Source organism: Nocardia tenerifensis NBRC 101015 (assembly GCF_000308715.1).
Classification (GTDB): Bacteria; Actinomycetota; Actinomycetes; order Mycobacteriales; family Mycobacteriaceae; genus Nocardia; species Nocardia tenerifensis.
The window spans coordinates 14,443-35,919 of record NZ_BAGH01000010.1 but is presented as its reverse complement, the minus strand read 5'-3'; the positions used below and the strand labels follow the sequence as shown (position 1 = coordinate 35,919).

Below are 21,477 nucleotides of genomic sequence, written 5' to 3'. Positions count from 1 at the left end.
CAGATTACCTGCCCGCGGTGACATGCGTCGCAAACATTTCTGACCAGCATAAACACCCTTCCTTCACGCGCGCCTTACGACCAATTCGACGGCCGGACGATCCGACGCGGCGGGTGCTTTGTCCGATTCAACCGACTTAATTCAGCGGAGGCTCTCTCCGCGCCCACGCACCCGGATCATTGGTGAGCGCGTCGACGAACTCGGGTAGCCGATTGTTCGCGACATCGTCGATCGACACATTCTCCAGTACCGCACGAATATTCACGCGCACGGCGATCCACACCCGCTGCAGCGATTCGGCCGCACCGGCGTAGGACACGTCCTCGGGTCGCTCGCCGCGCACCGACGCGAGCGGGCCCTCGATCGCCCTGATCACGTCGGCGACGGAGATCGCCGCGGCCGGCCGGGCCAGCCAGTAGCCGCCGTCGGGGCCGCGCCTGCTGATCACCAGATCGGCCCGGCGCAGATCGCCGAGCACCGTCTCGAGCACCTTGGGCGGAATTCGCTGCGCCGTCGCGATGGCCTCCGCCTTCACCACCGGCGCGACCTGCACGACGGGGCCGAGCGCGCCTCGGTTCAGCCGCGGTGCGCGGGCGATCTCGAGCAACGTCCGCACCGCGTAGTCGACCCTCGCGGTGATGTGCACAGCTTCTCCTGGCGTTTTCAGTCTGGTCCGTCGAGTAGCTGCAATCTACGCGCAGTCACGCGGGTTGAGCACGCAGGTCGCCGCGTCGAGCAGGGTGGCCTCCACCAGCGCGTCGTCGGCGCCGGGCGCAAACTCCCTGGACATCAACGCGACGCCGAGCATGGCGAGCGCGGCGCTCGCGCGGAGCCTGGCCTCGTCGGTGGCGTTCGGGCCGGCCAGCCATTCGCGCAGGGTCTGGTCGTCGTCGACGAGATCGGGGTGCCGGTCGGCCACCGCGTTGATGATCGTCACGGTGTCGCGCAGCACCAGTGCCCCGGCGGCGCGGTGGTGCACCATGCCGCGCAGATAGGAGCGCAGCACGTCTCGAATGCCGGCCGAGTCGCGCGGGGTCCGGTCGAGATCGACCACCACCGAGCGCAGGTTGTCCACGATCGGATCGATGATCGCGTGCAGCAGATCGAGCTTCGAGGCGTAGTGATAGTAGAGCGAGGCCTTTGTGATTCCCACCGCATCCGCGACCTCGCGCAGGCTCGTCTGCTCGAAACCCTTGTCGCCGAACAGCTTCACCGCGGCCTCGCGGATCGCGGATTTCGTGCCCCCACCAGCGGCAACGCTGTCGGGGGTTGATCGGGCGGCCATCGGACGATCCTCTCACCAATCGTGCGCCGAGCTAACGGTGCCCGCGAAATTGAGGTTGTACCTCCGCTTAGACCCGGATAGTCTACCTACCGCACGGTAGGCAGAAAGCGTCACGTGGAGGCGGGGGCGTGCAGGGCACCCCGCGAGTGCTGTCACCGGCGGCGAATCAGCACCACAGCATCGCTAGGAGAACCTTCGTGTCCGTATATCTCTATAGATGGGGAAAGTTCGCTTTCCGAAGAAAGTGGATAGTCCTCCCCGTCTGGCTCGTCCTCTTCCTCATTCTCGGCGGCCTGGGCGCGCAGCTCAGCAAGCCGATGACCAATGACTTCAGCATGCCGGACCTGCCTTCCGCGCGCGCCAACGACATTCTCGACAAACACTTTCCGGGCGCCTCGGCCGCCTTCAAATTCGACGCCGTCACCGGCACCTACGTGATCGGCGCGCCGGCGGGCCAGAAGCTCACCGACCCGGCCAACCGGACGGCCGTCGACGCGCTGATCGCCAAGCTCGGCGAGCTCGACATCGTCGACCACAGCAAGCCGATCATGAACCCGATCGAGGCCGCCGAGAAGATGGGCTGCCTGGCCAACCCCGATCCCGGGCAGTGCAGCGGCGCGCCGCTGAACGTGCTCAGCAAGACCGTGCCCGACTCGGTCGCGGTGATGAACGTGCCGTTCACCATCAAGAAGTTCACCGACGTCACCGACGCGAACCGCGACGCCGCCTACGCGGTGGCCGCCGACGCGCGCAACGCCGGGCTCACCGTCGAGATGAGCGGCTCGATCGCCATGAAGCAGGAGGCGCCGAGCGGCAAGTCCGAGATGATCGGCATGGGCGTCGCGCTGATCGTGATGATCGTGGCGTTCGGCGCGATCATCGCCGCCTTCGTGCCGATCGTCACCGCGATCGTCGGGCTCGGCGCGGCCACCTCGCTGATCATGCTGGGTACCTCGATGATCGAGGTGCCGAGCTTCACCACGTTCCTCGCGTCGATGATCGGCATCGCGCTGTCCATCGACTACGCGCTGTTCATCGTCTCGCGCTACAAACACGAACTGGCGGAACAGGATTCGCCGGAGGAGGCGGCCGGCACCGCGCTCGGCACGGCCGGGTCCGCCGTGGTGTTCGCCGGCCTGACGGTGATCATCGCCCTCGCCGGCCTGAGCATCGTCGGCGTGCAGTTCATGACCTTCATGGGTCTCGGCGGCGCGATCGCCGCGGGCTTCGCGGTACTGACCGCGATCACGCTGATGCCGGCGCTGCTCGGCGCGTTCGGGCGGTTCCTGTTCAAGCCGAAGCTGCCGATCGTCGCCCAGCACGACCCGGAGGACGACCACTCGGTCACCAACGGCATGCGCTTCGGCCGGCTGATCGGCAAGGCGCCCTGGCTCGCGCTCGGCCTCAGCGTCCTGGTGCTCGGTGCGCTCGCCGCGCCCGCCGCCGGGCTCAACCTCGGCCTGCCCGGCGACGACAGCCAGCCGAAGACCTCCACCATTCGCAAGGCCTACGAGCTGCGCACCGAGGGGTTCGGTGAGGGCAGCAACGGCGTGCTGAACGTGGCGGCCGACCTGTCCAAGGTGCCCGCGGACAACCGCGAGAACGCGGTGAAGGCGTTGCGCGACAAGCTCTCCGCCTACCCGGGCATGGACTACGTGACCGAGCCCAAGTGGAGCGAGGACAAGCAGGGCGTGCTGCTCGACGGCGTGCCCAAGTCCGGACCGAACAACCAGGCCACCAAGGACCTGGTGAGCGACGCCCGCGACGCGGAGGGGCAGCTGCAGGCCGAGTTCGGCATGGAGTACGGCATCACCGGAACCACCGCGATCTACGCCGACGTCGACCACGTGCTGCTCGGCAAGATCGTGCCGTACCTGGCCATCGTCGCCGGCGCCGCGTTCGTGCTGCTGATCCTGGTGTTCCGCTCGATCCTGGTGCCGCTGACCGCGGCGCTCGGCTTCCTGCTGTCCATGGGCGCGACGTTCGGCGCGACCGTGCTGATCTTCCAGCAGGGCAAGTTCGGGCTGATCGAGGATCCGCATCCGCTGATCAGCTTCCTGCCGATCATGTTGATCGGCTTGGTGTTCGGCCTCGCCATGGACTACCAGGTGTTCCTGGTGACCCGGATGCGCGAGGAGTTCGTCAACGGCAAGTCGCCGAGGGACGCGGTCGTGGCCGGCTACCACCACGGCGCCCGCGTGGTGACCTCGGCCGCGATCATCATGATCACGGTGTTCGGCTCGTTCCTGCTGGAGACCGACGTGACGGCGAAGTCGTTCGGCTTCGCGCTCGCCGCGGGTGTGCTGTTCGACGCGTTCATCGTCCGGATGGTGTTGATCCCGTCACTGCTCGTCCTGATGGGCAAGTGGGCGTGGTGGATGCCCAAGTGGCTGGATCGGATCGTGCCCGACATCGACGTCGAAGGCACGAAGCTGCGTGAGCTGCAGCATCGCTCGGCGCAGACGGACAAGGTGCCGGTCGGCGTCGCCTGATCCGGCGGTAGTACCCCACTCGGCCCCGCACGCGTGCAACGGTGCGGGGCCGAGTCGTATCCGCGCTCGGTTCTTGATCTTGTCGGCCGTCCGCAGCAGACTCAGAGGAAAGCTCGACCCCAGCTCGGTAGTTCCCCTGCGGGCGCAGTCGGCCCGCGTGCGTCAGTCGCTCGATCCGGCACGACTCGATCACCGCGAGGAGAACCCTGTGTCCGTGTATCTATACCGGTGGGGAAAGTTCGCCTTCCGCCACAAGTGGATTGTGCTGCCCATCTGGATCGTCGCCTTCCTGGTGCTCGGCGCGCTCGGCACCCAGCTCAAGGAGCCGATGAGCGACGACTTCAGCATGCCGAACCTGCCGTCGGAGCGCGCGACGCACATCCTCGATCAGCACTTCCCCGGCATGTCGGAGGCCTTCAAGTTCGACGCCGTGACCGGCACCTACGTGATCGGCGCACCCGCCGGTCAGAAGCTGACCGACCCGGTCAACCGGCAGGCCATCGACGCGCTGATCGAGCAGCTGAACCAGCTCGGCATCGTCGATCACAGCAAGCCGATCGCGAATCCGGTCACCGTCACCGAGCAGATGGGCTGTCTCGTCGCCGAGCCGGACGCGGCGAAGTGCAGCGGCGCACCGTTGAACGTGCTCAACAAGACCGACCGGGACACGGTCGCGTTCTTCAGCGTGCCGTTCGGCATCAAGAACTTCACCGATGTGACCGCCGAGAGCCGCAAGGCCGCCTACGACGTGGCCGACCAGGCCCGGCGCGCGGGTTTGACGGTCGAGCTCAGCGGCACCATCGCGATGGAGCAGCAGGCGCCGAGCGGCAAGTCCGAGATGATCGGCATGGCCGTCGCGCTGATCGTGATGATCGTGGCGTTCGGCGCGATCGTCGCCGCGTTCGTACCGATCATCACCGCGGTGGTCGGGCTGAGCGCGGCCACCTCGCTGATCTTCCTCGGCACGTCGTTCCTGTCCATCCCCAGTTTCACCACGTTCCTCGCGTCGATGATCGGCATCGCGCTGTCCATCGACTACGCGCTGTTCATCGTCTCACGCTACAAACACGAACTGGCGGTACAGGACTCGCCGGACGAGGCGGCCGGGACCGCGCTCGGGACCGCGGGCTCGGCGGTGGTGTTCGCCGGTCTCACCGTCATCATCGCGCTGGTCGGGCTCAGCATCGTCGGCGTTCGATTCCTTACCTTCATGGGTCTCGGCGGGGCGGTCGCGGCGGCGTTCGCGGTGCTCACCGCGATCACGCTGATGCCGGCGCTGCTCGGCGCGTTCGGGCGGTTCCTGTTCAAGCCGAAGCTGCCGGTCATCGCCCAGCACGACCCGGAGGACGACAGCTCGGTCACCAACGGCATGCGCGTCGCCAAGGCCATCGGCAAGGCGCCGGCCGTCGCGCTGATCCTCAGCATCGTCGTGCTCGGCCTGCTCGCGCTGCCCGCGACGAAGATGAACCTCGGGCTGCCCGGCGAGGACAGCATGCCCAAGACCTCCACCGTGCGAAAGGCCTACGAGCTGCGCACGGCCGGGTTCGGCGAGGGCAGCAACGGCGTGCTCCAGGTCGCCGTCGACCTCACGAACGTCGCGGCGGACAAACGCGCCACGGCGTTGAACTCGCTGCGTGACGAGCTCGCGGCCTCGCCGGACATGGACTACGTGACCGAGCCGCGGCTGAGTCAGGACGGGCTCGGCGCGCTCATCAACGGCGTCCCGAAATCCGGGCCGAACGACCAGTCCACCAAGGACCTGGTGCGCGACGCCCGCGACGCGGAGGGCCGGCTGGAGTCGCAGTACGGGATGAAATACGGCATCACCGGCACCACCGCCATCTATGCCGACATCGACCACGTGCTGCTCAGCAAGATCGTGCCGTACATGGCCATCGTGGCCGGGGCCGCGTTCATCCTGCTCATCCTGGTGTTCCGCTCGATCCTGGTGCCGCTCACCGGCGCGCTCGGGTTCCTGCTCTCCATGGCGGCCACCTTCGGTGCGACGGTGCTGATCTTCCAGGAGGGCAAGCTCGGGCTGATCCAGGATCCGCGGGCGATCGTGAGCTTCCTGCCGATCATGTTGATCGGGTTGGTCTTCGGTCTCGCCATGGACTACCAGGTGTTCCTGGTGACCCGGATGCGCGAGGAGTATGTGCACGGCAAGCCGCCGAAGGAGGCGATGATCAGCGGTTATCACCACGGCGCCCGGGTCGTCACCTCCGCCGCGATCATCATGATCTCGGTGTTCGGTTCCTTCCTGCTGGAGACCGATGTCACCGCGAAGATGATGGGTTTCGCGCTGGCGGCCGGCGTGCTGTTCGACGCGTTCCTCGTGCGCATGCTGCTGATTCCGTCGCTGCTCGCGCTGATGGGCAAGTGGGCGTGGTGGATGCCCAAGTGGCTGGACAAGATCGTCCCGGATATCGATGTCGAAGGCGCGAAACTGTTCGCGCTGCGCGGGCAACCGACGCCCGGCGACACGAAATTGCCCGCCGACGTCGGCTGAACACTCAGACTCGCCCCCGCCCTGCTCAGGGTGGGGGCGTTTCGCTATTGGCTCGGCTGCGGCAGCGTGCAGTCGTCGATCTTCGGGTTCACGCCCATGTAGTTGAGCGGGCCCGCGACCGCCGTGACGGCGATCGTGCCCCAGCCCGCGCAGTTGGTCGGGCTGCTGACGAAATAGTGGCGCTGACCCGCGGCGAGCAGGCCGATGGCCAGCCAGATGAGCAACAGCGTGCTGAACACCCGGGTGCCGATACCGGTGTGGCGCACTACTCGGCCGCGGGGCCCGCGGTCGCGGAACTCGTAGTCGCGCATGTCTCGCTCCCTTCCCGTGCTCGTCACCAGGTACTACCCGCCTGACCACGGTTTATCCGCGGACGGGGCGGACGCGGGAGTCGGGCGACTCCGGGGTGCGCGCCGGGCGAATTCCGGGGTTCGTCACTGGGTTAACCGAGCGGTGCGACGAAAGGGTGAGCGATTGTGTTTTAGTTCGGCCCGCATATGGATGAACCTCGCGCCCATTGCTGAGCGCGAGGACATCGAATGGGCAGTGCCGGTGGGCGATTCACGATCGCCAGCGGACTGTTCTACGGACTCGGTTGCGGCACATCGCAATCCGCGACCTTGGGGTTCACCCCCATGTAGTTGAGCGGGCCCGCGATCACGGTGACGGCGATGGTGCCGAACCCGGCGCAGTTCACCGGGCCACTGTCGAAGTAGTCCCGCTGCGCCGCGGCGACGACGCCGATCAGCAACCAGACCAAGACAATTATGCTTCCGATTCTCATGTTTCTCTCGCTCATCGGTCTCGAGCGGACAGTTCGACGTCGCATAGCGCATCACGTCCTTCCCGCATCTAGCTAACCGGCGTATACCCCGGTTCGCCCGGAATATCCGTTCCGCTCGAACTATTGCTCGCCGGCTCGATAACCGCAGGCGGGCGGGGTTTTTCGCGCGTCGGACGCGGCCTGGGGAGCCCGGTGATCGGGAACACTGCCGCCGATCGAATCGTTCGATCGGTATGGCGTCGGTGCTGCAGTGGTGGATTCCCGGCTGGGTCGTTCTGCTCATGCTGGTAGCGCTCTACGAGCTCGCGGTGGGCAAGCGACGCAGACGGCGGCGAACGCCGGTGTCGGGCACCTTCACCGACGAGTTCACCGCGCTGTTCTACGGCACCAAGCGGATGGAGCTCGACCACCGTGAGTCGGTGTCGATGCTGCGCGACGAGAGTTCCGACGGCGCACCGCCTTTCGGCGTAGACCTGGACCGGCACACCGTCGTGTTGCGGCCGGAGCAGCCGAAGGGCGAATGATCCGGCCGCTCCTCAGGCGAAGTCGGCGGCGTGATCGGCCGCCCACTCCGCGAAGCCGCGGGCAGGCGCCCCGGTGACCTCGTGAACCGTCGACGTCGCTCGACCAGGTGTGTCGACCATCGCGGCGAGACCGGCGAGCACGAAGTCGGCGAATTCCGGTGCAAGCCAACCCATCTGCGCCTTCGCCTCCTCCGGAGAGATCTCCTCCCAGGCCAGCGGACGGCCGATCGCCGCGCCGATGGCGGCCACCTGCTCGATCCTGCTCAGCGGCGCCGGGCCGCTCAGCTCGTAGCGCGCCCCGACGTGGCCGTCGCCGGTGAGGGCGCGCACCGCGACCGCGGCGATGTCGGCCTCGTGCAGCAGCGTCATCGACGCCGCGCCGTACGCGCCGCGCACGACATTCCCACTGCGGATCTGCGGCGCCCACTCCAGCGTGTTGGTCGCGAAACCGTAGGGGCGCAGGAAGGTCCACTCCAGTCCGGAGTCTTTGATCGGCTGCTCGATGAGCGCGTGCGCACGGCCGATCGGATTTTTTTGCTCTGCTAGGTCGTCGCGGACCGCGGCGGAGGACAGCAACACGATGCGGCGCGCGTGCTCGGCGATGATCTCGACCACCGGGCTCGCGGCCTCCGGAGGCAGTATCGGCCAGGTGAGGTAGACCGCGTCGACGCCGTCGAGTGCGGGAATCAACGTGTCCGGCGCGGTCAGATCGCCGGGCACGACGTCGACCCCGGGCGCCAGCGAGGCCGACGCCGGCGTGCGAGCCAGCGCGCGCACCGCCGTAGCGGTCGTCGCGAGTTGCGAAACGACTTGTCCGCCAACGTGTCCCGTCGCACCGATCACCAGGACCTTGTTTATCTTAGCCATGAGCTCACCATACGAACTCGGCTAACCTTTGGTAAGGGCCTACCTCAAAGTAAGCTCTAGACGTGAAGGTAGGTTTCCAGGCCGATAGCGCACTGGTGTCCGCGCGACGTGAAATATTCGACGGCGATTGCCCCGGCCGCACCGTGCTCGACAAGCTGACCAGTCGCTGGGGCGTGCTGATTCTGGCCTCTTTGAGCGAGGGGCCCATGCGATTCCATGTCCTGCGCGACCACATCGGCGGCATCAGCGAGAAGATGCTGTCGCAGAACCTGCGCACCTTCACCAATTACGGCCTCACCGAACGAACCGTGGAGCCGAGCACCCCGCCCAAGGTCACCTACGCGCTGACGCCGAGGGGCCAGGAAGTTGCGGAACAATTGCGCGGGCTGCTGGAGTGGGTCAGCATCAATGGCGAGGCGATCGTGAAATTCCAGTCAGGGAGGTAGCACGATGAGCAGGTCCCACTCCAGAGCCGTGGTGTGCGCGGCGTTCGCGGCCGTGGCCGTCCCCATCCTGGTCGCCCCGCCGGCCGGCGCCGAGATGCTCGGCGTCGAGGTCGCCGCGGGTTCCGAAGGCATCGTGACCGGCTGCCGCTACACCGTGACCGCCACGCTCGACGACGCGTCCACCCCGCCCGGCACCGTCTTCTTCTGGCTCTCGGGCGGCGTGATCCCCGGCAACGGCGAACGCCTTTCCGGTGAGCCTGTTCACCACCCCGGCAACAACACCGTCACCACCTCCTGGACCCCCACCCGCATCGGATCGCAGAACATCACCGCCATCCAGAGCGTGCCGGGCCAGTGCACCTCGACGAAGTACGTCACCGTCGAGGTCACAGGCACCGGCCTGGACACCGGAAGCTCTTGCGTCAGAACGGGTTAGCCCGACTTCCCCGTGCCCTTCACCCGCGTGACCCCGAGCTGACGTTGCGAACTCACGGCACGAAAACGGTACGCTCGCTTGCCTTCTCGTTCCATGCCTCCGCGACGCGGGACAGCGGTACGGCTCGTGCCTGGACGTCGATGTCGCCGTCCGTCACCGCCGCGGCGAGCTCCGGCAGTTCGGCGATCATGTCCCGTGCGCTGACCGATCCGATGCCGCTGCCGAGGATCTGCAGCCGCGACGCCCGGAGCGCCACGGACGGGATCGGAGCGGTCGCTCCGGCAATGGAGCCGATCTGAACCCATTCGAGCGGGGCGCTGCGGTCGGCGCGCGCGGTGAGGATCGGGAGCATGGCGTCGGCGGCGGGGGCGCCCCATACGAAGTCGAGGACGACGTCCACGTCGGCCGCGGCGCTGATCTCGTCGAAGGTGAGCGTCCGGTCCGCGCCGAGGTCCAGCGCGGTCTTCAGGCGGGTGGCGTCGCGGCCCGCGGCGAACACCTGTGCGGCGCCGAACCGCTTGGCGATCTGGACGGCCATACGTCCGGCACTGCCGGTGGCGCCGAGGACGAGGACCCGCTGACCCTCGCGGAAGGAGATACGGCGGCGCAGCGCGATCCAGGAGGCCATGCCCGGGTTCATCGCCGCGGCTATCCGCACGGGGTCTATCCCGTCGGGCAGCACCACGCTGCGGCGCACGTCGATCACGGTGCGCTCGGCGAACGTGCCGAGATTCGTGTCGTCCAGGACCGCGTACCGCAGCCGGCCCGCCGCATCGCGCACGACACCGTCGGCGCCGGGCACGCGCGGAAATTCGCCGGCCGAAGAGTAATGGGTGCCCTGCGCCTTCGCCCGCGTCAAGTGATGCAGGCCCGCGGCGAGGACCTCGACGACCATCTCGTTCTCATCATGTGCCACCGGTGCGGGGTGCGCACAGTAGGCGGGCGGGGCGTCGGAAGAGGTGATGACTGCGGCGTACATAAGAACTCCCAGTAGTTTGTATTCCCAACTAAATCCATAGTTGTTGGTATTACAAACAATGTCAAGTAGTGTGCAGTGATGGCCTCCGACGACCACACGGACGCCCTGATCGACGGCCTGGTCCGTAGCGCCTTCCAGATCATGGGTGTACTCACCCGCCTCGCCGCACAGCACGATCTGTCCCTCACCCAACTACGGGTTCTCGGCATCCTGCGCGACCGGCATCCGCGCATGAGTGAGCTGGCGGCCTTCCTCGGCCTGGACAAGTCGACCCTGTCCGGCCTCATCGACCGCGCTGAACGACGAGGCCTGATGACGCGCGCCGCCAGCCCCGACGACAAACGTGCCGTCATCGTCTCCATCACCGACGCCGGCCAGGAACTGATGCAACGCCTCTACGACGAGTTCCAAGAAACCTTTGCCCCGGCCATCGGCCGAATCGACCCGCAGCAGCGCCGCCAACTCGCCGACCTCCTCGAGCCCCTCCTCACCCCGGCCCCACACCGCGGCGATGAAAAGTGAACCCGGAGCCGAAGTGTGCCCACTCGGTGCCCGAATCGAGCGAAGCCACGACAATAAAAAAGCCCCTCACCTGACGGAGCAGGTAAGGGGCTTTGGCGGTGGCGGAGGGATTTGAACCCTCGGAGGGGGGTTACCCCTCACACGCTTTCGAGGCGTGCTCCTTAGGCCGCTCGGACACGCCACCGCCGACAACCATACCGGACGGGGGGCTGATCGCTAAATCGGCTGGAAGAAGGGTGGTCTGGGTCACGGGGCGGGTCAGGAGGGGTGGCGCTGGGTGCGGAAGAAGGCGTCGAGTAGGGCGGCACAGTCGGACTCGAGGATGCCGCCGCGGACCTGGGGGCGGTGGTTGAGGCGGCGGTCGCGGACGACGTCCCAGAGGGAGCCGACGGCGCCGGTTTTGGGTTCCCAGGCGCCGAAGACTAGGCGGGAGACGCGGGCGAGGGTGAGGGCGCCCGCGCACATGGTGCACGGCTCCAGGGTGACGGCGAGGGTCGCGCCTTCGAGGCGCCAGCCGTCGCCGTGGACCTCGGCCGCGCGGCGCAGGGCGAGCACCTCGGCGTGCGCGGTGGGGTCACCGAGGGCTTCGCGCGCGTTCGCGGCGCGCGCGAGTTCCCTTCCGGTGGAGTCGAATACGACGGCGCCGACGGGGACGTCGCGCGGGTCGGCTGCGGCGGCCGCGGCGATCGCGGCGCGCACCATGTCGGTATCCGAGGGTGGTGCCTGGCCGGGCACGTCAGCGCGGCAGCTTGTCCAGCACCGCCGATAACTCGTCGGCGAAGCCGAGTCGCTGGGCGATCATGCCGAGCTGCTCGTCGGGGTAGAGGTCGGTGTCGGCGAGGATGACGCTCAGCACCGGCTCGGGCAGGCCCAGATCGGCGAGCACGCCGAGGTCGCCTTCTTCCCACGGCTCGACGTCGTCGAGTTCGTCGGGGTCGATGTCCGGAATTTCCACGTTCAGGGCGTCGAGAACGTCCGCGGCGATGTCGTAATCAATGGCGGCGGTGGCGTCCGAAACCAGCATCCGGGTGCCGCTCGGCGCGGGCCGGACCACGATGAAGAACTCGTCATCGATGTCCAGCAGGCCGAACACGGCACCCGAGCTGCGCAACGCCTTCAGTTCGTTTTCCGCGGCGGACAAATCCGTAAGCGCGGCCTGGCTCAGCGGGCTGCACCGCCATTTGCCTTCTTCGCGGACAACCGCCACTGCGAACCCTTCTACGTCGTCGTAATCATCCGACGCCGCCCTATTCGTGCCCGAGCGCTGTGCTGCCATGGGCGCAACGGTAGTCTGCCCAAGCCGAAATGTTGAAGTCGTATGCGAATCTGTTCGGGTGACTTCTGCTGAGAAAGCGTCCGTGTGCGTCCTCGGAACCGGCTTGATCGGCGGTTCCCTGCTGCGCGCCGCCGTCGACGCCGGCTATGACGCCTGGGGTTTCAACCGCTCGGCGGAGGGAGCGCGCGCCGCACGAGGCGACGGTTTCGACGTGACCGAGGATCTGTCCGCCGCGCTCGCCAGGGCGGCCGACGCGGACGCGTTGATCGTGATCGCGGTGCCGATGCCCGCGGTCGAGCACATGACCTCCGCCATCGCCTCGTTCGCGCCGCACTGCGTGCTGACCGACGTGGTCAGTGTGAAGGCGCCGGTGGCGGAGGCGGTGCGCAAGGAGGGCCTCTCGGCCCGCTACGTCGGTGGACATCCGATGGCGGGCACGGCCGAATCCGGGTGGGCCGCCACCGATTCCGGCCTGTTCCGCGACGCGGTGTGGGCGGTCGGCGTGGACGAGGGCACGCAGGCCGAGGCGTGGACGAGGGTGGCGCGACTGGCGCTGGACTGCGGGGCGGTGGTCGTCCCGGTCGTCGCGGAGGAGCACGACCGGGCGGTGGCCCGGATCTCGCATCTGCCGCACGTGCTGGCCGAGGCGCTGGCCTCGGCCGGTGCGGCGGGCGGCGAGCTCGCCCTCGGCCTCGCGGCGGGTTCGTTCCGCGACGGCACCCGCGTGGCGGGCACCGCTCCCGATCTCGTGCGCGCTATTTGTGAGCCGAATTCCGCGGCGCTGTTGGCGGTGCTCGAGGAAACGCTCATGGTGCTCGGCGCCGCCCGCGACAGCCTGCGCGCGGACAATTCCCTGGCCGATCTCGTGGACGCCGGTCACGATGCCCGCAGGCGCTACGAAACCGCGCGCCGATGGGAAATCACCGATATCCATCCCGGCGACCACAATTGGCTGGCGAACATGCGCGAGGCCGGACAGCTCGGCGGGGTTATCACCCGGCTGCGGTAATTGTCAGATGCGTTCGGCCAGGCCCGGGTAGTCGAGCAGGAAGCCGTCGGCGTCGACGGTGACCGTCGCGCTGGAGACCGGCGACAGCACGCTGATGCCGTCGGCGGCGCTGCTGTAGGTCAGACTCGCCTCTTGGACCAGCAGATCGGGCAGGCGCACGTAGACGACCGGGACCTGGACCTCGTGCACCGCGTGCTGCAGGTCGAAGCGCCGGATCGGCAGCGTGTTGAAGAACGGGCTGAGCACCACGTCGACATCGAGCGCGCCGGCGAAGGTGGAGCGCACGTGGCTGCCGCCCGCGTCGACCAGCCAGTAGTTCTCCTCGTCCCTGGCGATGGAGGCGTGCCGCTCGCCCGCCGCCGTCGTGGTGCGCAGCGAGAGACGCTTTGTGGCGCCGCTCTCGTCGGTGACCAGGTCGTAGGACGCGCTGAACGCCGGGTGGTCGTCGCACGCGCCGCCGATCATGCGACCGGCGGCGCGGATGCGATTGCCGTTGAGGGTCACCCGGACCGATTCCATCCGCGACGCGTTGTGCGCGCGCCAGGTGAGAATCGCCGGCCAACGGGAGGCCGGTGGCGTCTCGGGGCCAGAGGCTTGGCTCTCGGGGGCTGGGATCGTCACGTATCTACCGTAAGCGACACCGGGCTGTAGGCCGCACCACACCAGCTCGCATCACACCAGGGATTCCCGCCACGCCGCGTGCAGAGTGGCGAACCGCCCGGTGCCCGCGATGAGCTCGGCCGGGCTGCCGTCCTCGACGACGCGCCCGGATTCCAGCACGAGCACCCGGTCGGCGATGGCCACGGTGGACAGCCGGTGCGCGATGATCACCGCGGTGCGGTCGCGCAGCACGGTCTCGAGCGCGTGCTGCACCAGCCGCTCGCCCGGGATGTCCAGGCTGGAGGTGGCCTCGTCCAGCACGATCACCGCGGGGTCGGCCAGGAACACCCTGGCGAACGCGACCAGCTGCCGCTGACCGGCGGACAGCCTGCCGCCGCGCTTGCGCACGTCGGTGGCGAAGCCCTCCGGCAGCGCCCGCACGAAGTCGTACAGCCCGACCGCGCGGGCGGCCGCGAACACCTCCTCGTCGGTCGCGTCCGGCCTGCCGAGCCGGATGTTGTCGGCCACCGAGCCGGAGAACAGATACGACTCCTGGGTCACCATCACGACATTGCGGCGCAGGTCGGCGTCGGAGATCCGGCGCAGATCGATCCCGTCGAGGGTGACCGTGCCCTCGGACGGGTCGTAGAACCGGGTCAGCAGCTTGGCCAGCGTCGACTTGCCCGCGCCGGTGGCGCCGACCAGCGCGACGACCTGCCCCGCCGGAATGTCCAGCGTGAACTCCGGCAGCACCTGACGCTCTTCGCCGTAGCCGAACGACACCTTGTCCATCAGCACCGCGCCGCGCGCCTTCGCCAGCGGCGTCGGGTCGGCCGGCTCCGGGACCGAGGGCTCCTCCTCGAGCACGCCGGAGATCTTCTCCAGCGCCGCGGCCGCGGACTGATACGAGTTGAAGACCTGGGCGAGTTCGTCGAGCGGGCCGTAGAACTCGTTGAGGTACAACAGGTATGCCGCGAGCACGCCCACCGCGATGTGGCCCTCGATCACCTGCCACGCGCCGACCACGATGATGATCACCGTGGTGAGGTTGCCGAGCAGCCTGGTGAGGCCGGCGTAGTCGCCCATGCCGCGCATGGCGGCCGTGGTCGCCTGCTGGTACTCGGCGTCCTCGTAGGCGAGCACCGACTCGTTGCGCTGCTCGCGGCGGAAGGTCTGCACCGCGCGCATGCCGCCCATCGACTCGACGAACTGCACGACCACCTTCGCGATGGCGCCGCGGGTGCGGCGGTAACCGGCCCGCTGTCTGCGCTGCGCCCAGCGGGTCACGAACACCAGCGGCACGAAGCCGATCAGCACGATCGCGGCCAGCGTGAGGTCCAGGTAGATCAGCAGCGCCGCGATGGTCAGCACCGACAGGATCGCGCTGAGCGCCTGGTTCAGTGCGCTCTCCAGCAGTTCCTGCAGCGTCTCGATGTCGCCGGTGAGGCGCGCGACGACCTTGCCGGAGGTGTACTTCTCGTGGAACGACACGCTGAGCCGCTGCATGTGCGCGAACGAGCGGACCCGCAGGTCGAACAGCACGCTCTGGCTGAGCTTGCCGGACACCCGCAGGAACAGGAACGTGGTCGCCCCGCCGAGCAGCACCGCGCCGAAGTAGCCGCCGACCGCCCAGGTCAGCGGGCCCCAATTGCCTTCGCGCCCGGCGGCTATGCCGTTGTCGAGGCCGTGCGCGATGAACAGCGGCGCGGAGACCATCGCGGCGTTGTCGACCACGATGAGCACCAGTGCGAGCGCGGCCAGCCTGCGGTACGGCCGGACCAGGTCGAGCAGCAGTCGCCGGGATCGCTCGGCCAGCACCAGGTTTCCCGCCTGGGTGACCTCCTTGTCCTCGCTGGCGATGCCGCGCCAGTCGGCGGCCTCGTCGCGCGGGGTGTCGCCAGCGGGCGAATCCTCGCTCGCCGCCGCGTCTTGGGACGCGACCGTCTCCGTGCTCACTGCTGTTCACCTCCCATCAGTTCTCGGTATCGGCTGCTGCTGCGCAGCAATTGGTCGTGGGTGCCCTCGGCGACGATGCGGCCGTCGGCCAGCACCGCCACCCGGTCGGCCAGCGCCGCCGTCGAGGGCCGGTGTGCGACAAGCAATGTCGTCGCGCCGGCCAGCACGGTGCGCAACCGCTCCTGCACCCGCTCCTCGGTCTCCACGTCGAGCGCGGACAGCGGGTCGTCGAGCACCATGATCCGGCTGCGGCTGCCCGCGCCCGCCCCGCTCAGCACCGCGCGGGCGAGCGCGAGGCGCTGCCGCTGGCCGCCGGACAGGCTCAGGCCCTGCTCGCCGATCCTGGTGTCCAGGCCCCACGGCAGGTTGTCCACGAACTCGGTGGCCTGCGCGACGCCCAGCGCACGGCGCACGTCGGCGTCGGTAGCGCTCGGATCACCGAGCGCGACGTTCTCCCGCACGCTCGCCGAGAACAGCACCGGCTCCTCGAAGGCGACCGAGACCAGCGCACGCAGGTCGGTGAGCCGCATGGTCGCGATGTCGATGCCGTCGATGGTGATCGCGCCGCCGGCCAGGTCGTAGAGCCGGGGAATCAGGTTGAGCAGCGCGGTCTTTCCGCTGCCGGTCGCGCCGACGAGCGCGACGGTCTCCCCCGGCCGTACTTTCAGCGAAACGTCGTGCAGCACCTCTTCTTTCGCGTCCGGGAAGGCGAATTTCACGCCCTCCAAACGCAACTCGCCGACGATGGTCTCCGGCAGCTCCACCGGGTCCGCCGGATCGGTGATGTCGACCGGGGTGTCGATGATCTCCCAGTACCGATCGCCCGCCGTGCGCGCGTCGTTCAGCTCGGCCAGCAGGAACCCGGTCCAGATGATCGGCCACTGCATGAAGTTGGCGAGGGTGATCGCCGCGACCAGCGTGCCGAGCGTCATCGAGCCGTGCACCACCGCGTAGGCGCCGTAGCCGAGCGCGAACGCGATCGCCAGCTGCGGCAGGCCGGTCATGGCCGACCACAGCCGCGCGTCCAGGCGCACCTTGAGCAGCTCGGTCCGCTGCAGTTCGCGCGACTGCGCGGTGAACCGGCCGCCGAAGAACACGCCGCGGCCGAACGCCTTCAGCACGCGCACGCCCTGCGCCGACTCCTCGGCGGTGGTGGCCAGGTCGCCGGACTGGTCCTGGGACCGCCGCGACGCCACCGAGTACTCCCGCTCGAAGCGCACGCAGATGTAGGTCAACGGGATCGCGATGACCACGAAGATCAGGCCGATCTGCCAGCTCAGGCCGAGCAGCACGAGCAGGCCGACGGGGATCAGCACGAAGTGGATGATCAGGAATGGCCCGGCGAACGCGACGAACCGGCGCAGCGTGGCCATGTCGTCGACCGCGCGCGAGAGCAGCTGGCCCGATTCCCAGGAGTCGTGGCGCCCGATCGCCAGCGACTGCAGCTTGCGAAAGATCTTGGCGCGCATGGTGATCTCGACCATGCTCGCGGGCTTGGAGACCAGCCACCGGCGTCCCCACACGCCGACGGCCTCCAGCAGGCCGAGCCCCAGCACGACCAGCACCGGCACGACGACGCCGCCGAAATCGCGACGGGCGATCGGCCCGTCGATGATCCGGGCGATCACCAGCGGGATGACGACCGCGGTCAGCGAGGAGAGGATCGCGAGCGTGGTCGCGCCGAGCAGCGCGCGCCGATACGGGCGCACGTACGGCCAGAAACGTCGCAGCGATTGCAGGCGGCCCGGCGCGGACGCGCCGGGCCGCTCGGGTCTATCGACCTCCGGATCGGCCGTCGCGACGTCCAGTGCAACTGACATAGTTACCCCTCGCGTGGTGTGGATGGCGGTGTCGAGAAGCGGGACACCCGATGATGTTCGCACCGGGGTCCGACACTTCAGGGTTGCAGCATCGCCCGGATCGGCCAACCGATTTTCCGGGCTCGACGATTCCCCTCGGACCGCGTTCGTGCTGGATATCACCGCTTCCACCCAGGTCACGTCCGCCGTCATGCACCCAGTCAACAACCTCGAGTAATGTCGAGGTCAAGGTGTCGGAGGCACGGATTAGTCTCGGCCGCATGCTGATCGTCGCCGGATATCTGAGGGTCGCCGACCGGGACCGCTATCTCGCCGCCTGCCGCGAGGTCGTCGAGCTCGCTCGCGCCGCACAGGGCTGTCTGGACTACAGCCTGGGCGCGGATCTGGTCGAGCCGGATCGGGTCAACGTCTACGAGCGGTGGGTGTCGCGTTCGGCGGTGGACGAGTTCCGCGGCGCGGGGACGTCGGACAACGACCTCGGCGCCCAGATTCTGGGCGCCGAGGTCAGTGAATTCGAGTGCGCGAACGAGGTTCGGCTCTAACGCACTCCCGCGCTCTCCCGCTCGATCGGTGCGTCGGGGAAAGCCTGCTGCTGATAGCCGCCGCGCAATGTTCCGTCCAGATACGCGGCGCGGCAGGCCCGGCGCGCGATCTTGCCGCTCGACGTGCGCGGGATCGAGCCGGCGGGCACGAGCAGCACATCGCGCACGGTGACGCCGTGCCGCTGCGAGACGGCGGCCCGCACGGTGTCGGCGACCGGCTCGGTCTCCAGCTTGCCCGCCCCGGTGTTGCGCTCGGCGACGATCACCAGCTGCTCGGAGTTGTCGTCGGCGTCGAACCGCAGGCCGGAGTGGCTGCCCTTGGCGAAGACCAGCGCCGGAAGCTCGTTGGCGGGCACCGAGAACGCCGCGACGAAACCGGGCCGCAGCGCCGAACTCGATTCCTGCGCCGAGAACTCCAGATCCTGCGGGTAGTGATTGCGGCCGTCGACGATCACCAGATCCTTCACCCGGCCGGTGATGTAGAGCTCGCCGTCGAGATAGGCGCCGTAGTCGCCGGTGCGCATCCAATCGGCGTCCTGCGCCGTGCCTTCCGCGTGGCTGCCCGACGGCTGCCGCGCCGCCAGCTTGGCCTGGAAAGTCACCACGGTCTCCTCGGGCTTGCCCCAGTACCCGATGCCCATGTTCTCCCCGTGCAACCAGATCTCGCCGACCTCGCCGTCCGGGCGCTCGACGCCGGTCTCCGGATCGACGATGGCAGCCCACTGCGACAGCGCGACGTATCCGCACGACACCTGGGCGATCGAGTTCTCGGCGCCCTCCTCGACCTCGACCATCCGGCCCGAATTCAGTTCGGCCCGATCCACATACACGACCCGCGCCTCGTCCTCGGCCTTGGTCGCGGAGACGAACAGCGTCGCCTCGGCCATGCCGTAGCAGGGCTTGATCGCCGTCTTCGGCAGCCCATACGGCGCGAACGCCTCGTTGAACTTCTTCATCGACGACACCGACACCGGTTCGCTGCCGTTGATCAGCCCGATCACATTCGACAGATCGAGCTCCTCGCCCGGCTTCGGTTTACCGCGCGCCGCCGCGTGCTCGTAGGCGAAATTCGGTGCGGCGGCGAAAGTCCCGGCGCCGTCGGAGGCCGCCGCCAGTTCTTTGATCCAGCGATACGGCCGGCGGACGAACGCGCTCGGCGACATGATGGTGATGAATCCCCCGCCGACGGTCGGCAGAATCACGCACAGCAGACCCATGTCGTGGAACAGCGGCAGCCAGGTGACCCCGCGCGAAGTCTCTTGCACACCAATGGCATCGATCATCTGCAAAAGATTCGTGCCCACCGCCCGGTGCGTGATCTCCACGCCCGCAGGCGTTCTCGTGGAGCCCGAGGTGTATTGCAGATACGCGACGCTGTCGATATTGATATCCGGGCGCACCCACGCCGCGCCGACGCTGTCCGGAATCGCCTCCACCGCAATGATTCGCGGCCGCTGCGCCGCGGGCAGATGACGGAAGAAGTTCCGCACACCGCCCGCCGCGGAGCCGACCGTGAGGATCGCCGCGGGCGTGCAGTCGCTGAGCACCGCGGTCAGCCGGTCGGTGTGCCCCTGCTCCTCCGGGTCGAACAGCGGGACCGCGATATTGCCCGCGTAGACCGCCGCGAAGATGGAGACGACGTAGTCCAGTCCCTGCGGCGCCAGAATCGCGACCCGGTCACCGGGCCGGGTCACCTGCTGGAGTCTCGCCGCGACCGCACGCAGCCGCACGCCGAACTGCCGCCAGGTCAGCTCGTGGTATTCGCCGTCCCGCTCGCGCGAATAGTCGATGTACCGGTAGGCGAGGTCGTCGCCGTTCTCCGCGCTGTGCTTGTCGACGAAGTCGATCAGGGTCTTGTCGCCGCGGATCTTGATATTGCCCTGGTCATCCAAATAGTCGTCGAAGGTTTCGTCGATCATCGCCTTATCCTTTTGCCAAAGCACGCACAAGGCCGTGCAGTTACACCGAACACAGGTCGATAACGAAGCGTCGGGAAGGCTAGCAGGTGCGCAGCCTTCCGACGCTCAATACCGCCCGAAGGCGATCGCTACGTTGTGTCCGCCGAAACCGAACGAGTTGTTCACCGCGTAATCGATGCGGCCCGGCCTGCTCTGGCCCTTGACGATGTCGAGGTCGATTTCCGGGTCCTGATTGTCCAAATTCAGTGTGGGCGGGACGATGCCGTCGCGAATCGATAGCACGGTGATCACCGACTCGAGCGCGCCGACGGCGCCGATCGAATGCCCGAGCGCCGACTTCGGCGCGTAGACCGAGGCGTGCGCGCCCACCGCCGACAGAATGGCTTGTGCCTCAGCGGTATCCCCGATCGGGGTCGCGGTGGCGTGCGCATTCACATGGGTGACATCCTTTTTCGTCAACCCGGCCTTCTCGATCGCCCTCGTCATCGCGCGTGCCGCGCCCTTGCCCTCCAGGTCGGGCGCGACGAGGTGGAAGGCGTCGGAGGTGATGCCCGCGCCCATGATTCGCGCGTGGATCGTCGCGCCGCGCGCCTTGGCGTGCTCCTCGGTCTCGATGATCATCATGGCCCCGGCCTCACCGAACACGAAGCCGTCGCGGTCCTTGTCGAACGGGCGCGACGCGCATTTCGGCTCGTGGTTGCGGGTGCTCATGGCGCGCATCATGGTGAACGCCGCGATCGGCACCGCCTGGATGGAGCCCTCGACCCCGCCGGTGACGACCATGTCGGCGTCGCCCATCACGATCATCTGCCACGCGTTGGCGATCGCCTCCGACCCCGACGAGCAGGCCGAGACCGGCGTGACCACGCCCGCGCCCGCGCCGAGCTCGATGCCGACGCACGCGGCCGAGCCGTTCGGCATGATCCGCTGCACGGTCAGCGGTGAAATCTTGCGGTAGCCACCGTTTTTGATGCGGTCGCGCGCGTCGACGATGTACTCGCCGCCGCCGAGGCCGGTGCCGATGGCGACGCCGAGCCGGGTCTTGTCGACCTCCGGATTGCCCGCGTTGCGCCACACCTCGCGGCTCAGGACGGTGGCCATCTGCTCCACGTAGGACAGGGTGCGTGCCTCGACCCTGGTCAGGTTGTCGGTGGGCGAGACCTTCAGATGCCCGCCGATGCGCACCGGCAGCTCGAACTGCTCGACGAAGCTGTCCTCGAGAACGTCGATGCCGCTCTCGCCGTTGAGCAGGCCCTTCCACGTCGAGTCGACGTCGCCCGCGATCGAGGTCGTCGCGGCGAGGCCGGTCACGACGACACTGGGAAAGCTCCGGTTTTTCGAGGGTATCTGCATGTTTCGCTCACTTTCCCTAGCGTGAAGACTAAGAAATTCGTCGAGCTCAAAACCTGGTGGAGCACGTATGTTTCGCATGCGGACGCGCCGCGCGGGGGGCGGCGTCCGCGCGTATTGCGCGCCGAGCGCGGGCAGATCGGCCGGCCGAGCCTGTCATC

The 21,477-nt window shown here is 68.0% G+C and carries 21 protein-coding genes and 1 tRNA gene; 8 read left to right on the top strand and 14 right to left on the bottom strand.

The features are described from left to right. Window positions 1–136: 136 nt before the first annotated feature. Together ON39_RS01050 and ON39_RS01045 are read right to left on the bottom strand one after the other, a co-directional pair. The gene (locus ON39_RS01050; RefSeq protein WP_040729621.1) at window positions 137–646 is read right to left on the bottom strand and encodes an RrF2 family transcriptional regulator; all 510 of its coding nucleotides are present in this window, start codon (window positions 644–646) and stop codon (window positions 137–139) included. A 45-nt stretch (window positions 647–691) separates the two neighbouring features. Next, a complete protein-coding gene (locus tag ON39_RS01045) occupies window positions 692–1,285 on the bottom strand; it encodes a TetR/AcrR family transcriptional regulator (protein WP_040729619.1) in 594 nt (197 codons plus the stop codon). Window positions 1,286–1,482: 197 nt separating this feature from the next. Between ON39_RS01045 and ON39_RS01040 the strand changes: the two genes are divergently transcribed. Both ON39_RS01040 and ON39_RS01035 read left to right on the top strand, forming a co-directional pair. Beyond that, window positions 1,483–3,777 (top strand): MMPL family transporter, encoded by a 2,295-nt coding sequence (locus ON39_RS01040; protein WP_040729616.1) that lies wholly within the window; start codon window positions 1,483–1,485, stop codon window positions 3,775–3,777. A gap of 208 nt (window positions 3,778–3,985) precedes the next feature. Continuing rightward, entirely contained in the window at window positions 3,986–6,286 is a 2,301-nt protein-coding gene (locus ON39_RS01035; RefSeq protein WP_051186170.1) for an MMPL family transporter, read from the top strand. Window positions 6,287–6,330: 44 nt separating this feature from the next. Here the strand turns inward: ON39_RS01035 and ON39_RS01030 are convergent, their stop codons facing one another. Both ON39_RS01030 and ON39_RS01025 read right to left on the bottom strand, forming a co-directional pair. Further along, a complete protein-coding gene (locus ON39_RS01030) occupies window positions 6,331–6,525 on the bottom strand; it encodes a hypothetical protein (RefSeq protein ID WP_174412484.1) in 195 nt (64 codons plus the stop codon). A 344-nt stretch (window positions 6,526–6,869) separates the two neighbouring features. Further along, a complete protein-coding gene (locus ON39_RS01025; protein ID WP_040729732.1) occupies window positions 6,870–7,070 on the bottom strand; it encodes a hypothetical protein in 201 nt (66 codons plus the stop codon). A 233-nt stretch (window positions 7,071–7,303) separates the two neighbouring features. On the opposite strand from ON39_RS01025, the gene ON39_RS01020 reads away from it, so the two are divergent. Continuing rightward, the gene (locus ON39_RS01020) at window positions 7,304–7,594 is read left to right on the top strand and encodes a DUF6191 domain-containing protein (protein WP_040729613.1); all 291 of its coding nucleotides are present in this window, start codon (window positions 7,304–7,306) and stop codon (window positions 7,592–7,594) included. Window positions 7,595–7,606: 12 nt separating this feature from the next. Here ON39_RS01020 and ON39_RS01015 read toward each other — a convergent pair whose 3' ends face one another. Continuing rightward, the gene (locus tag ON39_RS01015) at window positions 7,607–8,461 is read right to left on the bottom strand and encodes an SDR family oxidoreductase (protein WP_040729610.1); all 855 of its coding nucleotides are present in this window, start codon (window positions 8,459–8,461) and stop codon (window positions 7,607–7,609) included. A gap of 62 nt (window positions 8,462–8,523) precedes the next feature. Between ON39_RS01015 and ON39_RS01010 the strand changes: the two genes are divergently transcribed. Both ON39_RS01010 and ON39_RS01005 read left to right on the top strand, forming a co-directional pair. Continuing rightward, window positions 8,524–8,907, top strand: coding sequence for a winged helix-turn-helix transcriptional regulator (locus tag ON39_RS01010; RefSeq protein WP_051186151.1), 384 nt, complete (start codon window positions 8,524–8,526; stop codon window positions 8,905–8,907). Between the two features lie 4 nt (window positions 8,908–8,911). Continuing rightward, window positions 8,912–9,343, top strand: coding sequence for a hypothetical protein (locus ON39_RS01005; RefSeq protein ID WP_146251174.1), 432 nt, complete (start codon window positions 8,912–8,914; stop codon window positions 9,341–9,343). A gap of 52 nt (window positions 9,344–9,395) precedes the next feature. Here the strand turns inward: ON39_RS01005 and ON39_RS01000 are convergent, their stop codons facing one another. After that, window positions 9,396–10,322, bottom strand: a complete 927-nt coding sequence (locus tag ON39_RS01000; RefSeq protein ID WP_040729604.1) for a quinone oxidoreductase family protein — start codon at window positions 10,320–10,322, stop codon at window positions 9,396–9,398. Window positions 10,323–10,400: 78 nt separating this feature from the next. Here ON39_RS01000 and ON39_RS00995 point away from each other — a divergent pair, with 78 nt between their 5' ends. Further along, entirely contained in the window at window positions 10,401–10,844 is a 444-nt protein-coding gene (locus tag ON39_RS00995) for a MarR family winged helix-turn-helix transcriptional regulator (RefSeq protein WP_040729600.1), read from the top strand. A 93-nt stretch (window positions 10,845–10,937) separates the two neighbouring features. Here the strand turns inward: ON39_RS00995 and ON39_RS00990 are convergent. From ON39_RS00990 to ON39_RS00980, 3 genes are all read right to left on the bottom strand, one after another. After that, window positions 10,938–11,028, bottom strand: a tRNA-Ser gene (locus ON39_RS00990). Between the two features lie 74 nt (window positions 11,029–11,102). Further along, window positions 11,103–11,546: a nucleoside deaminase gene (locus ON39_RS00985; RefSeq protein WP_040729598.1), complete on the bottom strand. Its 444-nt coding sequence runs from the start codon at window positions 11,544–11,546 to the stop codon at window positions 11,103–11,105. A 34-nt stretch (window positions 11,547–11,580) separates the two neighbouring features. Next, window positions 11,581–12,120: a tRNA adenosine deaminase-associated protein gene (locus tag ON39_RS00980; RefSeq protein ID WP_040729596.1), complete on the bottom strand. Its 540-nt coding sequence runs from the start codon at window positions 12,118–12,120 to the stop codon at window positions 11,581–11,583. 58 nt (window positions 12,121–12,178) lie between these two features. On the opposite strand from ON39_RS00980, the gene ON39_RS00975 reads away from it, so the two are divergent. After that, window positions 12,179–13,129 (top strand): prephenate dehydrogenase, encoded by a 951-nt coding sequence (locus ON39_RS00975; protein ID WP_040729593.1) that lies wholly within the window; start codon window positions 12,179–12,181, stop codon window positions 13,127–13,129. A 3-nt stretch (window positions 13,130–13,132) separates the two neighbouring features. On the opposite strand, the gene ON39_RS00970 is transcribed toward ON39_RS00975, so the two are convergent. From ON39_RS00970 to ON39_RS00960, 3 genes are read right to left on the bottom strand one after another with little or no spacing between them, the layout of a single operon-like run. Continuing rightward, a complete protein-coding gene (locus ON39_RS00970; protein ID WP_083894186.1) occupies window positions 13,133–13,750 on the bottom strand; it encodes a putative glycolipid-binding domain-containing protein in 618 nt (205 codons plus the stop codon). A 51-nt stretch (window positions 13,751–13,801) separates the two neighbouring features. Continuing rightward, complete coding sequence (locus ON39_RS00965) at window positions 13,802–15,685, bottom strand: ABC transporter ATP-binding protein (RefSeq protein ID WP_040729589.1); 1,884 nt, start codon at window positions 15,683–15,685, stop codon at window positions 13,802–13,804. After that, complete coding sequence (locus ON39_RS00960) at window positions 15,682–17,505, bottom strand: ABC transporter ATP-binding protein (protein WP_040729587.1); 1,824 nt, start codon at window positions 17,503–17,505, stop codon at window positions 15,682–15,684. The genes ON39_RS00965 and ON39_RS00960 overlap by 4 nt, the downstream gene beginning before the upstream one ends. A gap of 260 nt (window positions 17,506–17,765) precedes the next feature. On the opposite strand from ON39_RS00960, the gene ON39_RS00955 reads away from it, so the two are divergent. Beyond that, window positions 17,766–18,047, top strand: a complete 282-nt coding sequence (locus tag ON39_RS00955; RefSeq protein ID WP_040729586.1) for a putative quinol monooxygenase — start codon at window positions 17,766–17,768, stop codon at window positions 18,045–18,047. On the opposite strand, the gene fadD32 is transcribed toward ON39_RS00955, so the two are convergent. Both fadD32 and ON39_RS00945 read right to left on the bottom strand, forming a co-directional pair. Further along, complete coding sequence (gene fadD32 / locus ON39_RS00950) at window positions 18,044–19,966, bottom strand: long-chain-fatty-acid--AMP ligase FadD32 (protein ID WP_040729727.1); 1,923 nt, start codon at window positions 19,964–19,966, stop codon at window positions 18,044–18,046. The two genes, ON39_RS00955 and fadD32, sit on opposite strands and share 4 nt — an antisense overlap. Window positions 19,967–20,071: 105 nt before the next feature. Beyond that, on the bottom strand, window positions 20,072–21,319 hold the full coding sequence (locus ON39_RS00945; protein WP_040729582.1) for a KasA/KasB family beta-ketoacyl-ACP synthase: 1,248 nt from the start codon (window positions 21,317–21,319) through the stop codon (window positions 20,072–20,074). Between the last annotated feature and the right edge of the window lie 158 nt (window positions 21,320–21,477).

Coding starts and splice junctions, on each gene's coding strand:
- ON39_RS01045 (WP_040729619.1), bottom strand. CDS start 1,285: ATGGCCGCCCGATCAACCCCCGACAGCGTTGCCGCTGGTGGGGGCACG.
- ON39_RS01025 (WP_040729732.1), bottom strand. CDS start 7,070: ATGAGAATCGGAAGCATAATTGTCTTGGTCTGGTTGCTGATCGGCGTC.
- ON39_RS01020 (WP_040729613.1), top strand. CDS start 7,304: ATGGCGTCGGTGCTGCAGTGGTGGATTCCCGGCTGGGTCGTTCTGCTC.
- ON39_RS01015 (WP_040729610.1), bottom strand. CDS start 8,461: ATGGCTAAGATAAACAAGGTCCTGGTGATCGGTGCGACGGGACACGTT.
- ON39_RS01005 (WP_146251174.1), top strand. CDS start 8,912: ATGAGCAGGTCCCACTCCAGAGCCGTGGTGTGCGCGGCGTTCGCGGCC.
- ON39_RS01000 (WP_040729604.1), bottom strand. CDS start 10,322: ATGTACGCCGCAGTCATCACCTCTTCCGACGCCCCGCCCGCCTACTGT.
- ON39_RS00995 (WP_040729600.1), top strand. CDS start 10,401: ATGGCCTCCGACGACCACACGGACGCCCTGATCGACGGCCTGGTCCGT.
- ON39_RS00985 (WP_040729598.1), bottom strand. CDS start 11,546: ATGGTGCGCGCCGCGATCGCCGCGGCCGCCGCAGCCGACCCGCGCGAC.
- ON39_RS00980 (WP_040729596.1), bottom strand. CDS start 12,120: ATGGCAGCACAGCGCTCGGGCACGAATAGGGCGGCGTCGGATGATTAC.
- ON39_RS00960 (WP_040729587.1), bottom strand. CDS start 17,505: ATGTCAGTTGCACTGGACGTCGCGACGGCCGATCCGGAGGTCGATAGA.
- ON39_RS00955 (WP_040729586.1), top strand. CDS start 17,766: ATGCTGATCGTCGCCGGATATCTGAGGGTCGCCGACCGGGACCGCTAT.
- fadD32 (WP_040729727.1), bottom strand. CDS start 19,966: ATGATCGACGAAACCTTCGACGACTATTTGGATGACCAGGGCAATATC.
- ON39_RS00945 (WP_040729582.1), bottom strand. CDS start 21,319: ATGCAGATACCCTCGAAAAACCGGAGCTTTCCCAGTGTCGTCGTGACC.